This window comes from Camelimonas sp. ID_303_24, from assembly GCF_053543495.1.
Genome location: NZ_JBLLJM010000002.1, coordinates 351,607 through 363,823, shown reverse-complemented (window position 1 = coordinate 363,823; position 12,217 = coordinate 351,607). Strand labels below are relative to the sequence as shown.

At 65.8% G+C, this 12,217-nt stretch carries 11 protein-coding genes; 5 read left to right on the top strand and 6 right to left on the bottom strand.

Annotated elements, in window-relative coordinates:
* Positions 1–6: 6 nt before the first annotated feature.
* Both ACERNI_RS02135 and ACERNI_RS02130 read right to left on the bottom strand, forming a co-directional pair.
* On the bottom strand, positions 7–726 hold the full coding sequence (locus ACERNI_RS02135) for a haloacid dehalogenase type II (protein WP_448831610.1): 720 nt from the start codon (positions 724–726) through the stop codon (positions 7–9).
* A 16-nt stretch (positions 727–742) separates the two neighbouring features.
* Entirely contained in the window at positions 743–1,789 is a 1,047-nt protein-coding gene (locus tag ACERNI_RS02130) for a malate/lactate/ureidoglycolate dehydrogenase (protein WP_448831609.1), read from the bottom strand.
* 242 nt (positions 1,790–2,031) lie between these two features.
* Here ACERNI_RS02130 and ACERNI_RS02125 point away from each other — a divergent pair, with 242 nt between their 5' ends.
* Complete coding sequence (locus ACERNI_RS02125) at positions 2,032–3,192, top strand: AraC family transcriptional regulator (protein ID WP_448831608.1); 1,161 nt, start codon at positions 2,032–2,034, stop codon at positions 3,190–3,192.
* Here the strand turns inward: ACERNI_RS02125 and ACERNI_RS02120 are convergent.
* The gene (locus ACERNI_RS02120) at positions 3,154–3,615 is read right to left on the bottom strand and encodes a PaaI family thioesterase (RefSeq protein WP_448831607.1); all 462 of its coding nucleotides are present in this window, start codon (positions 3,613–3,615) and stop codon (positions 3,154–3,156) included. The genes ACERNI_RS02125 and ACERNI_RS02120 overlap by 39 nt on opposite strands.
* Positions 3,616–3,647: 32 nt before the next feature.
* A complete protein-coding gene (locus ACERNI_RS02115; protein ID WP_448831606.1) occupies positions 3,648–4,904 on the bottom strand; it encodes a multidrug effflux MFS transporter in 1,257 nt (418 codons plus the stop codon).
* Between the two features lie 264 nt (positions 4,905–5,168).
* On the opposite strand from ACERNI_RS02115, the gene ACERNI_RS02110 reads away from it, so the two are divergent.
* Positions 5,169–5,810: a TetR/AcrR family transcriptional regulator gene (locus ACERNI_RS02110; protein ID WP_448831605.1), complete on the top strand. Its 642-nt coding sequence runs from the start codon at positions 5,169–5,171 to the stop codon at positions 5,808–5,810.
* Between the two features lie 77 nt (positions 5,811–5,887).
* On the opposite strand, the gene ACERNI_RS02105 is transcribed toward ACERNI_RS02110, so the two are convergent.
* The gene (locus tag ACERNI_RS02105; protein WP_448831604.1) at positions 5,888–6,526 is read right to left on the bottom strand and encodes a TetR/AcrR family transcriptional regulator; all 639 of its coding nucleotides are present in this window, start codon (positions 6,524–6,526) and stop codon (positions 5,888–5,890) included.
* A gap of 39 nt (positions 6,527–6,565) precedes the next feature.
* Between ACERNI_RS02105 and ACERNI_RS02100 the strand changes: the two genes are divergently transcribed.
* Entirely contained in the window at positions 6,566–7,357 is a 792-nt protein-coding gene (locus ACERNI_RS02100; RefSeq protein WP_448831603.1) for a crotonase/enoyl-CoA hydratase family protein, read from the top strand.
* Between the two features lie 104 nt (positions 7,358–7,461).
* Here the strand turns inward: ACERNI_RS02100 and ACERNI_RS02095 are convergent, their stop codons facing one another.
* The gene (locus ACERNI_RS02095) at positions 7,462–8,784 is read right to left on the bottom strand and encodes an MFS transporter (RefSeq protein ID WP_448831602.1); all 1,323 of its coding nucleotides are present in this window, start codon (positions 8,782–8,784) and stop codon (positions 7,462–7,464) included.
* 250 nt (positions 8,785–9,034) lie between these two features.
* Here ACERNI_RS02095 and cyoA point away from each other — a divergent pair, with 250 nt between their 5' ends.
* Together cyoA and cyoB are read left to right on the top strand one after the other, a co-directional pair.
* Positions 9,035–10,195, top strand: coding sequence for a ubiquinol oxidase subunit II (gene cyoA / locus ACERNI_RS02090; RefSeq protein WP_448831601.1), 1,161 nt, complete (start codon positions 9,035–9,037; stop codon positions 10,193–10,195).
* Positions 10,196–10,209: 14 nt separating this feature from the next.
* Positions 10,210–12,216, top strand: a complete 2,007-nt coding sequence (cyoB, locus tag ACERNI_RS02085) for a cytochrome o ubiquinol oxidase subunit I (RefSeq protein ID WP_448831600.1) — start codon at positions 10,210–10,212, stop codon at positions 12,214–12,216.
* Position 12,217: the final 1 nt, after the last annotated feature.

The following is a 12,217-nucleotide window of genomic DNA, read 5'->3' as shown; positions in this document are numbered from 1 at the left end:
GCGGCTTCAGGCGCAGGCCTGAGCCGCCAGATCGGTCATGGATTCGGCGACGAAATCCCAATCGGCGGTGGGCTGAAGATCCGTGGTCTGTTCCGGCCCGTATTCCGTGCGCCGGTAAATGAAGGCGGTGCGCAGGCCGCAGGCGCGGGCCGCCTGCAGATCGTCGTTGTGCGCCGCGGTCATGCACACCTCGTGCGGCTGCAGCGACAGCAGTTCGGCGGTGCGCAGATAGCTGTGCGGCGTCGGCTTGTAGGCGCCAACCACCTCGGCGCCGAGAATGGCGTCCCATGGCAGTCCGCCATGCTTCGCCATCTCCAGCAACAGCCGCAGATTGCCGTTGGAGTGCGGGGCTATGATGTAACGGCTCTTCAGGCGGGCCAGACCTTCCACCGAATCCGGCCACGGCGGCAGGCGATGCCAGGCCATATTGAGCCGCTCCAGTTGCTCCGGCGCCAGGCCCGAGGGATCGACGCCGAAGTCCGGCAGGATCTCCAGCAGGTTTTCCATGTGTAGCGCGTCGAGCTTGACGAAGGGCCGCTCGCCCCGGTTCACCTTCATGAACGCCGGCACATAGCGCCCGCGCCAGGCGTCGGCGAAACGCAGCCCGAGGCCCGCGTCCGCGCCGGCGACGAGGCCGCTGGCGACAAATTCGCTCGCCACGCCTTCGCGCCAGTCAACCACCGTGCCGAACACATCGAAGACGAACGCCTTGATCTGACGCTTCACTATGGCCTCTCCTGATTCAGAACGGCGGGCGCAGACCATAGGGCTCGGCGCAGGCCAGGATTTGCGACCAGGTCGTCGGATCGATGGGAATGCCATCGCGCCGCCGCCCGGCCCGCATCAGCGCCTCGGCCTCGCCTGGAACCTGCACCGGCGCTTGCGGGTCGGCGGCGGGCGAGGCCTTCACATAATCGGCCAGCGTGGCCATGGCGGCGTCCAGCCATTGCGCGTCCACCAGGCGCGCCGGATCGATGACAATCGACATGATGCCGTTGATCAGGCCGCGCTCGCCGGCGAATCCGTCGCCGGAGCGGGGGCCGCCAGTCATGATCCCGCCCAGCGCCTCGGCCATGAAGGCAAGCGCCCAACCCTTGTGCAGGCCAAAGGCCGTCTGCGCCCCACGCGGCTCCTCGAACATCACCGCCGGGCTGGTCGTCGGCTGGCCCCGGTTGTCGATCAGGCTGCCTTCCGGCGCCGCGACGCCCTTGTTGTAGGCGACGCGCACCTTGCCGAGGGCAATCGTCGCGGTGGCGAAATCCAGCAGCAGCGGCGTCGCGCCTGGCACCCCGATGCAGACCGGATTGGTCATGACGCGCGCGTCGCTGCCGCGATACGGCGCGACGGTGGGCGCGTGATAGACGGCGTTGACGAAGTGCAGCGACATCAGCCCTTCAGCCTGCAAACGCTCGGCATAGGCGCCGACCCGGCCAATATGCTGGGCGTTGCACAGGGTGGTCACGGCGACGCCGTGGGCGCGGGCGATGGCGGCGGCGGCCTCCATCACCCGGTTGACCGCCGGCTGGCCATAGCCCATCTGGCCATCGAAGCGGGCGAAGGCACCATCGCCGCCAATGCGTTGCGGCGTCTGGTTGGGTTTGACGTGGCCGGCGCGCAAATGCAGGAAATAGGCCGGAATCATGCCGACGCCGTGGCTGTCGTGTCCGGCCAGATTGGCCTCCACCAAATGGTCAGCGATCTCCATGGCTTCCTGGCAGTTTGAACCCACTGCCTGAAAAAGCGCGGCGACAAAGGACTTCAACCGCTCGCTGTCAACGACCGTAGTCATGGGCGTTCCTCGCTAATTTTCGGTATCTGCAAGGCTTTTTACGCCCCGGCGCGCCAGGGGGCCCGTGAGCTAGGGAGCCCGGCGCGCAGCGGATGCGCCGCTTTTGCAGTCCGTCATTGCTGGAATGATGTTAGATTATGCCTGCTGTCTCCAAGACGCCTTCGCGGACATTCGGAGACGGTTGGCGGACATGCGGCGCGGGAACCGGAGCCAATCCGGGCGGTGACAGGACGGGAGGAGCCATGCCGGACAGGCCGGAGCCGGGCGGGGTGAGCCTGCCGACGTTGCGGACGTTGCCGTCAGCGCTCGATCCGGCCGTGCATCCCTTGCACAAGGCCCGCGCTCTGGTGGCGCTGCTTGACGCCGCCGGGGTTGACGCAGACAGCGCCCTTGCCGGCGTTGGCCTGCAGGCGCGCGATCTGGATAATGTGGCGGCGCGCATGTCGATCCGGCAGCTGATCGGCGTGTTTCGCAACGCCCATGCGCTGGTCGATGATCCGCTGTTCGCCCTGCGCGGCGGGCTGCAATGCCATCTTCCGGTGCTTGGCTATTTTGGCCTGCTGATGCTGACCTCGGCCAACTGGCCGCAACTGATGACGTATTTCGAGAGGCATCGCCAGCTCTCGACGCCGGCGCTCGGGGTCAATGTCGCCCTGTCGGACGCCCATTGCATCATGACCTATTTCGACGCCCATGATCTTGAGCCGGAACTGTTCAGCTTCATTCTGGATTTCCATCTGGGCATGGCCCTGACGTACCAGCGCGATCTCTATGGCGAGGAGTTTCAGCTCGCCGGCGTGCGCCTGTCGCGCCCCCGGCCGCGCCATGCGGATGAAATCGTGGGGCTTTACGGCGCGCCAGTCCGCTTCGGCGCGGCGCGCAACGAGATTTTCTGGGACCGGAAATGGGTCGGCGCGCCGATGCGCATGGCCGACCCGCTGACGGCGCAGGCGCTGGGTGAAATCTGCGACCAGCTCAGCGACCAGATCGCCGCCGGCAGCGGCGCGGCCGGCGCCGTCACCCGCATGCTGGAAGAGGCCCGCTACGATTTTCCAGGCATTGATGAGGTGGCCGCCCGCATGCATGTGACCTCGCGGACGCTGCGGCGCTGGCTGCTGGCGGAGGGGGCGTCCTACGCCGGGATTCTCGACACCGTGCGCGCCCGGATGGCGATCCGCTACCTGCGCGCCACCCGCATGAAGACCGACGAGATCGCGCGCATTCTGGGGTTCGGCGCGACGGCGAGCTTCCGCACGGCTTTCCGGCGCTGGACTGGCCGGCAGCCGAGCCATTTCCGCCCCCACAGCCGGGGGCGGGGCGACGTGCCGTGGGTCGGCCAGCCCGATGGCGCCGCAGGGGCTGCCTCAGGCGGCGGGCTTCAGGTCGAAAACCAGCAGGGTTGAGGTCGCCGAGGCGCAGACCCGGCCGCGCGCATCGGTCAGCTTGGCTTCGGCGAAGGCGACGCGGGCGCCCATCGACACCACGACGCCCTCGGCCTTCACCGGGCCGCTGGCCGGCGTCAGGGCATGATGATAGGCGACTTTCAGCTCAAGCGTGGTGAAGCCCTGATGCGCGGCCAGCCGGGTGTGAACCGCCGCGCCGCAAGCGCTGTCGAGCAGCGTGGCGGCGTAGCCGCCGTGGACCGAGCCGATCGGATTGAGCGTTTCCGGGCCCGGCGAGCCTTCGAACACAACCTTGCCAGGCTCGACTGTTGTTGGCGCGAATGACAGCGTCCGCATCATCGGCGGCGGCGTACCCGCCGCCACAAGCCCGCGCAATTGCTCCAGCCCGCTCAATTGCGCCGGATTGTTTTTCAGTACGTCCATGGCCGTGCTTCCTGTTGTGTCGGGCGCGTGGGTCAGCCTTCCGCCGCCGTGATGGCCGGTGCTTTCCGGGCGGCGCGCGCCAGTTGCCCGAGCAGCGCAAGCGCGACCAGCCCGCCGCAGAACTGCATGGCGCCGAGAAGCGAGGCCGTGGAGAACGGCAGGCTGGAGGCAAGCGCAGTGGTTGCCGCTGCGGTGGCCATCTGCAGGAAGCCGATCAACGCCGAGGCCAGTCCGGCCCGCTCGCCAAACGGCCGGAGGGCGATCGCCGTGCCCAGCGGATTGGCCATGCCCATGCCGAGCAGGAAGACGATCGTCGACCCCGTATAGGCAATGAGGCTGGGCTGACGGTAGGTGAGCAGCAGCAGCAGGCCGCCAGCCGCCGCCAGGCCGGCGCCGGCGTGCGCCATGGTCAGGGCGCCGAAGCGGGCGGCCAGACGCGGCGCGGCGATGCCGGCGCCGAACACCACGAACACCGTCGCCGCCGTGTACAGGCCGTACTGGACCGGCGTCATGCCGATCTCCGCCATCAGGATCACCGGAGCAGCGGCGAAGGTGGCGTACAGGCCGCCGATAATCAGGCTGACGGCGAGGGCCGGGCAGATGAAGCGCGCATCCACGGCAAGCGCCGCGTAAGCGCCGGCGACATTCGACAGGGAAAGCGGCGCGCGGCGGTCCGGCGGATGGGTTTCGCCCAGCGTCGACACATAGGCGACGAGCAGGATGATGGCGATGAGGCTGACCAGCAGAAAGATGATGCGCCAGTCAAAGAAGGTGGCGATGAGTCCGCCGACCAGCGGCGAGAAGCCCGGCGCCGCCGCCATGGCCACCATGATCATCGACAGCGCCTTCGCCAGCATGTCGCCATCGAAAAGGTCGCGGGCGATGGCCCGCGCCAGCACCGAGGTGGCGCAGACGCCCATGGCCTGAATAACCCGGCCGGCGACAAGAATGTCCAGCGACGGGGCGACGCCGCAAATGGCCGAGCCAAGCAGGAACAGCCCGAGCCCGCCCACGATGACCTTGCGACGGCCAAAGCGGTCCGAGATCGGGCCAACGACGACCTGGCCGAGGGCGAAGACGATGAAGAAGCTGGACAAGGTAACGCCGAGATCGCGCGGGGCGACATGCAGCGCTGCGGCGATCGCCGGAAACGCCGGCAGCATGATGTTGGTCGACAGCACGCCGACGGCGGCAAAGCCCGCCAGCAACGCCACCAGGCCAGGAGACAGGCGCCTCGCCGGGGCCGGCGCCCCTGCAACCTGCGGATGGGCAAAATCGGGTCTGGCCATGGCCGTTACTCCGCTTGCGGATGTATGGGGCGGCTTTGGCCAGCCGGAGCTTGCGCGACGGCGCCAGAGAGGGCGGGACCGGCAGAGGCAGGGCCTGCCAGCCAGCTGTTATCAAAATTGGAGCTCATGGTTCGTTCCGTCCCGGTGCGCCAGGGCAATCTTCACAACGCCGCCCTGTCGTGTTTAGATGTCTGTCATCATCCAGTTGGTTTAGGATGATGATTAACATCCAAATTGTCAACGGTCGGACAGGAGGCAGGCGTCATGCGACGGTCCCGGGCCGAAAAGGCCGAAACCCACGAACGCATTCTTGATGTCGCCGCGAGTCGCGTCCGCGCCCAGGGGCCGGAGGGCGTCAGCATCAGCGAGTTGATGAAGGCCGCCGACCTGACCCATGGCGGCTTCTACAAACATTTCGGCTCACGCGACGCGCTCATTCAGGCCGCCGTGGCGCGCGCAGCGTCGGCCAGAACCGGGCTGTTCAGCGATGAGACGCAAGCCGGTGGGCCGGAGGCGGTGCGGAAGATTGTCGGGCGTTACCTGAGCGAAAGCCATCGCGACAATCTTGCAGCAGGATGCGCCATTGCCGCGCTGGCGGCCGACGTCAGCCGCCATGCGGATCCGCAACTGTCCGGGCCGGTGCGTGAACTGGCCGAGCGCGGCTTCGCGCGGATGAACGCGGCCTTTGGCGGTGACGCGGCAACGGAGGATGACGCAGTGTTCGCCTGGTGCGCCATGCTCGGCGCCCTGACCCTGTCGCGGGTGTTCAGGGGCGAGGCGCGTTCAGCTGAAATTCTCGACATCGCCCGGCAGCGGATCGCCGCAATGGCTGAACCGGAGAGGACAGAAGCAGAGGCGGCGGCTGGCGACGCCCATGAAGCCGCCGGGGGCGCGGACCGCCGGTAAATGCGGACGGCGCCGTCAGGGGCTGGCCGGGGCATGGCCCGGGCCAGGGTGGGCGTGACCAGGCGCCCTTGTGGCGATCAGTCCGCCGCAAGCATCCGCATCTGCGTCCGGACCGCTTTGAGAATCGCATCCGAGCGCTCCGCCGATGTCGCGACGCGGGCCAGCGAAAGGGCCCCAACCATGGCGCTGACCGCGACCATGGCCTTCTCTTCATCGCCGTTGAGCATCTCGGTAACGGAGCCGATGAAGGCGTCGACATGCGCGCTCATGACGTCCCGACATTCCGGATCAGCGCGGGCTGCCTCGGCGGCCAGGGCGGCGATGGCGCAGCCGTTTTCCGGCGCATCGCGGTGGGTGCGGCTGAGGTAGCTGCGCGCGAATCCGGGCAGATCCCTGGCCAGCGTCTCCTGTCCTTTTTCATGCTGTTGATGCTGCGCATGCTGCTGGCCATCGGCCAGCGCCAGCGTCAGGGCCTCGGCCAGCAGTGCGGCCCGGCTGCTGAAATGGCCATAAAATCCGCCGTGCGTCAGGCCGACGCTCTTCATCAGCTCGCCCACACTGACTGATTCCAGACCGTTTTTCCGCACCTGGCGTGAGGCCTCGGCAAGGATGCGCTCGCGGTTTTCCGATTTTCCTGCCTGTGAATGACCCATGCCCATAACTCGCGCTTGACGATCAGCATGATGCCTATCATCGTGGTGAATGTCGATCATCATCCAGATCGCCGGCGATGACCGGGCGACAGGGAGGACGCAATGACCGCAGCAATGCCTTCGACAGCGCGCGTGCGCAGCGAACGCCACGATCACATCCTGAAAATTATCATTGATAACCCCACAAAGAAAAACGCCTTCATCCCCGAGATGATGACGCAGCTCTCCGACGCCCTCACCGAACTGGACCAGGACCCGGAGCTGTGGGTCGGCGTCCTCTGCGCCGAAGGAGACAATTTCACCGCCGGCCTCGACATGCCGAAGTTCTTCGGCCCCGGCGCGACGGCGCGGGAGCTGCCGCCAGGCGCCATTGATCCGTTCGGCCTGCGCAACCAGTGCCGCAAGCCCATCGTCACGGCGGTGCAGGGCATCTGTTTCACCATTGGCATCGAGATCGCGCTTGCCGGCGACATCGTTGTGGCGGCGGACGACGTGCGGTTCTGCCAGATGGAAGCCCGCCGGGGCATCGCGCCCCTTGGCGGCGCGCATTTCCGCTTCATCACCCGCACCGGGTGGGGCAACGCCATGTACCATCTGATGCTGTGCGACGAATTCGGCGCCCAGGAAGCCTTGCGCATCGGACTGGTGCAGGAGGTGACGCCAGCGGGCGCGCAGGTCGCGCGCGCCATGGAGCTGGCCCGGATCATCGCCGCCAATGCGCCGCTTGGCGTGCAGGTGACGAAGGAGGCCGGGCGCAAATTCATCGAAGCCGGCGAACAGGCGGCCATCGACGTCATTCCCGCGATTCGCGGCCGCGTCATGCAGACTGAGGACGCCGCCGAGGGCATCCGCTCGTTCGTCGAGCGGCGGACGGCGGTCTTCCGGGGGCGTTGAGGCGTTTGCCTGGGGGCGCGTTGCCTCCAGTCGCTAAAAAATGAAACCGCCAGGATCAGCGCGATCCTGGCGGTTTTTCCGTTGCAGCGCTCCGCCGGGCAGAATCAGGGGGCGCGCGTCGATCCGTGGTGGGCTTCCCAGCGGGTGTTCATCCGCAGGGCGACCAGGGTGCAGATGGCGCCGGACAGCAGATAGGCGCCTGACGCGAGCAGGCCAAACTGGCTGGAGAGCACAAGGGCGACCAGCGGCGCGAAGCCGGCGCCAAACAGCCACGCCAGGTCGGAGGTGATGGCCGAGCCGGTGTAGCGGTAGGCTGGCGAGAACGCTGATGCGACGGCGCCCGACGACTGGCCAAACGACAGGCCCAGAATAATGAAGCCGACGATCATGAAGGAGGCTTCGCCCACCGGGCCCGCGTCCAGCAGCTGGGGCGCGAAGCCGGAGAAGGCGGCGATTGCCACGGCGCTGACGCCGAGCAGCACGCGCCGGCCAACCCGGTCGGCGATAATGCCCGAGGCAACAATGGCCACCGCGCCAAACACCGCCGCCACCATTTCGATGATCAGGAAGTTGGCAGGGTTGTCGCGGGTGAACAGATACACCCACGACAGCGGGAACACCGTCACCATGTGGAACAGGGCGAAGCTGGCCAGCGGGGCGAAGGCGCCGATCGCCACATTGCCGCCCTCGGCGCGCAGCGTCTCCAGCACCCGTTTCGGATGCAGGTCCTGGTTGTTGAACAGCCGCTGGTAGTCAGGCGTCACCACCATGCGCAGACGGGCGAACAGGGCCACCACATTGATGGCGAAGGCCACGAAGAACGGGTAGCGCCAGCCCCAGCTGTAGAAATCTTCCTGCGACAGGAAGTGGATGAAATAGGCGAACAGGCCGCTGGCCACGATCAGGCCGAGCGCGGCGCCGAGCTGGGGTATCATCGCGTACCAGCCGCGCTTTTCCGGAGGCGCGTTGAGGGCGAGCAGGGAGGCCAGGCCGTCCCAGGTGCCGCCGAGCGCGATGCCCTGGCCAATGCGCGCCAGCGCCAGCAGCCAGATCGACAGGGCGCCGACAGTCTCATAACCCGGCAGGAAGCCGATGGCGCAGGTCGACGTGCCGAGCATGACCAGCGCGATGGTCAGCTTGGCGTTCTTGCCTGCGGCCCGGTCGATGGCCATGAAAATCACCGTGCCAATGGGGCGGGCGATAAAGGCCAGGGCAAAGATCGCGAAGGAATACAGCGTGCCCCGCAGCGGATCGGCGAAGGAGAACACCAGTTTCGGAAACACGACGACCGAGGCGATGGCGTACACGAAGAAGTCGAAGAACTCCGACGTGCGGCCAATAATAACGCCAATCGCGATTTCCCCGGGGTTTACGTGGCCGTGACTCTCCGGGAGGCCGCCGTTGGCGGTAGTCAGGGTCTGCGCCATAGGATCCGTCCGTTGAAATATCAGTCAGTTTCGTGGCGTCGCGCCGTCATTCCTGCGAAAGCGGACGTCGCTCCGGCGCCCGGAATCGCCCAATGCAATGGCGAGGCAATATGCGCCTCAGGGTTGAATTGGCTCTGGCCTCATGCAGCATAGCTCCCGATGACGGCATTGGACAAATTGTCCAATGTCATGTTCGCTATGGGGTGATTAGCAGCTCCCTGAACGAGCGTATTTCGGGAAGGATGGCGCCGTGAACCGTTTTCGCATTGTCGCGTTGCTGCCGGTACTGGCGCTGCTGGGCGGCTGCAACTTTGTCGTGCTTCACCCGGCGGGCTTCATCGCCGAGCAGCAACGGGATCTCGTCATTATCTCGACGCTGCTGATGCTTGTCATCATCATTCCGGTGATGGCGCTCACGGTGCTGTTTGCCTGGCGCTACCGGGCGGCGAACAAAAAGGCGAACTACCAGCCTGACTGGGATCACTCCACCGGGCTGGAGCTGGTGATCTGGGCGGCGCCGCTGCTGATCATCATCTGCCTTGGCGCCATCACCTGGATGGGCACGCACCTGCTGGATCCATACCGGCGGCTGGAGAAGATCGCGCCCGATACGCCGGTGGCGAAGGATGTGAAGCCGCTTGAGGTGCAGGTCGTCGCGCTCGACTGGAAGTGGCTGTTCATCTACCCGGAGCAGGGCGTGGCCACGGTCAATGAGCTGGCCGCGCCCGTCAACCGGCCGGTTCACTTCCGCATTACCGCGTCCTCGGTGATGAACTCGTTCTACATTCCGGCGATGGCGGGCCAGATCTACGCCATGCCGGCCATGCAGACCCAGTTGCACGCGGTGATCAATCACCCCGGCAACTACAAGGGGTTCTCCGCCAATTACAGCGGCGCCGGCTTCTCGGGCATGCATTTCCGTTTCCACGGCATGGATGACGCCGGCTTCGAAGCCTGGGTGAACGCGGCGAAGGCCTCCGGCTCCCAGCTCGACCGCGCCGCCTACATGCAGCTCGAGCGGCCGAGCGAGAATGTTCCGGTCCAGAAATTCGGCAAGGTAGAGCAGGGCATCTTCGATCTGATCCGCAACATGTGCGTCGAGCCAGGCCGCATGTGCATGAGCGAGATGATGGCGCTGGACGCGCGCGGGGGCCTCGGCCTCGCCGGCATCAACGCCACCCTGCCGCTGCCCCGCGACTACCGGGCCCGCGCCAGGAGCGGTGATCGCGTGATCGCCAGCATCTGCACGCCGGATGAGGCGGAGCGGATGGCGTCGCGCGCGCCGCCGGTGGCTCCGGTCAGGTCGTCGACGGCCATCACCGGCTTTGGCCTGCCGCACCCCGGCAGCATCTTCCGCCGTTCCGAACCCACGCCGCGCGGTATGCAGACGGCGCGTCCCACGAACTCCTGACGCGGGTGGCTTCAGTGACTGTCGCTTCTACATCCCAGTCGATCCTGTTCGGCAAACTGTCGCTCAGTTCCTTGCCGCTGAACGAGGCGATCGTGGTCTGGACCTTCGTCGTGGTCGCCATTGGCGCCGTGGCGGTGCTGGCCGCGATCACCTATTTCCGCCTCTGGGGCTACCTGTGGCGTGAGTGGTTCACCAGCGTCGATCACAAGAAAATCGGCATCATGTACATGGTGCTGGGCATCATCATGCTGCTGCGCGGCTTCGCCGACGCGGTGATGATGCGCCTGCAGCAGGCGTGGGCCTTCAATGGCTCGGAGGGCTATCTCAACGCCCACCATTACGACCAGATCTTCACGGCGCACGGCGTCATCATGATCTTCTTCGTGGCCATGCCGCTGGTCACGGGTCTGATGAACTATGTGGTGCCGCTGCAGATCGGCGCGCGGGACGTGTCGTTCCCGTTCCTGAACAATTTCAGCTTCTGGATGACCACCGCCGGCGCCGTTCTGGTGATGATGTCGCTGTTCATCGGCGAGTTCGCCCAGACAGGCTGGCTGGCCTATCCGCCGCTGTCGGGCATCGACGGCAGTCCAGGCGTCGGCGTCGACTATTACATATGGGCGCTGCAGATAGCCGGCGTCGGCACGACGCTGTCAGGCATCAACCTGATCTGCACCATCATCAAGATGCGCGCGCCGGGCATGGACATGATGAAGATGCCCGTCTTCACCTGGACGTCGCTGTGCACCAACGTGCTGATCGTCGCCACCTTCCCGGTGCTGACGGCCGTTCTGGTGCTGCTGTCGCTCGACCGCTACGTGGGAACCAATTTCTTCACGAGCGATCTCGGCGGCAACCCGATGATGTACGTGAACCTGATCTGGATCTGGGGGCACCCGGAGGTTTACATCCTGATCCTGCCGGCGTTCGGCATCTTCTCGGAAGTCACCTCGACCTTCACCGGCAAGCGCCTGTTTGGCTACACCTCGATGGTCTACGCCACGGTGGTCATCACCATCCTGTCGTACCTGGTCTGGCTGCACCACTTCTTCACCATGGGCTCCGGCGCCAGCGTGAACTCGTTCTTCGGCATCACGACGATGATCATTTCGATCCCGACGGGCGCCAAGATGTTCAACTGGCTGTTCACGATGTATCGCGGCCGCATCCGCTTCGAAGCGCCGATGATGTGGACAATGGCGTTCATGCTGACCTTCGTCATCGGCGGCATGACCGGCGTGCTGCTGGCGGTGCCTCCGGCCGACTTTGTGCTGCACAACAGCCTGTTCCTGGTGGCCCACTTCCATAACGTCATCATCGGCGGCGTGCTCTATGGCCTGTTCGCCGGCATGATTTACTGGTGGCCCAAGGCGTTCGGCTTTCGCCTGCATCCGCTGCTCGGCAAGTTCTCGTTCTGGTTCTGGGTGATCGGCTTCTGGTTCGCCTTCATGCCGCTGTACATTCTCGGCCTGATGGGCGTCACCCGCCGCCTGCGCGTGTTCGACGATCCGTCGCACCAGATCTGGTTCCTCATCGCCGGCTTCGGCGCCTTCCTGATCCTCCTCGGCATCGTCTGCTTCCTGCTGCAGATCGCCTACAGCATCTGGAAACGCGACGAGTTGCGCGACGAGACCGGCGATCCATGGGATGGCCGCACGCTGGAGTGGGCGACCTCGTCGCCGCCGCCCGCCTACAACTTCGCCTTCACGCCGGTCGTGCATGACAATGACGCCTGGTCGGACATGAAGAGGCGGGGTTACAAGCGGCCGCTCGCCGGCTACCGGCCGATCCACATGCCAAAGAACACGGGGGCGGGCGTCATTCTCGCCGGCATCAGCCTGGCGCTGGGCTTCGCACTGATCTGGCATATCTGGTGGCTTGCCGCCGCCAGCTTCGTCGCCCTGATCGTCACGGCCATCGCCCACACCTTCAACTACAACCGCGACTATTACATTCCGGCTGAGGAAGTGACGCGGACCGAGGAAGAGCGCACGCGCGCCCTCGCGGCGGCGGGAGTCTGAC